1 protein-coding gene is annotated in these 421 nt (G+C 59.4%); it reads right to left on the reverse strand.

Annotation, left to right across the window (positions count from 1 at the left end):
* Positions 1-51: 51 nt before the first annotated feature.
* Positions 52-421 (reverse strand): hypothetical protein (locus tag TEP_RS19865; RefSeq protein ID WP_206140283.1); only part of this gene is annotated, 370 nt, incomplete at its 5' end.

A 421-nucleotide genomic window follows, 5' to 3' on the forward strand; every position in this document is an offset into this window, starting at 1 on the left:
GGGGACGCCGTAAATACGTCCCTGTAGGCTCGGTCGCGCCATCCATGGCGCTTACGCCCCCGCAACCGGACCCACCCCGCCTTCGACAGGTTCCGCAATCGGTTGGAATGGCAGGGCCTGCTCCTGGTGGATGTCACCTTGGCCGACACGGTAGATCCACGCCATGCGTGGATGCTCTTCGTTCAATTGTCGAAATATTCGATTTCGTTGGAAATTCATCCACGCATGGCGTGGATCTACCACCGTCATCGGGAAACCGTCGAGGGCGGGGCGGTATGGGGCTGCAGGACCGTTGGCGCCATGGATGGCGCCATCGAGCCCCCATGGTGAAGTGACCCCCTGGAGTTGGACACCTGATCCGACCCCGAGGGTTACATGAATAGATATGAGGTTCGTTTCAAATTGCAGGTCGCCAAAGAGG

The sequence above is a fragment of the Stenotrophomonas sp. TEPEL genome (assembly GCF_004348785.1).
Classification (GTDB): Bacteria; Pseudomonadota; Gammaproteobacteria; order Xanthomonadales; family Xanthomonadaceae; genus Stenotrophomonas; species Stenotrophomonas indicatrix.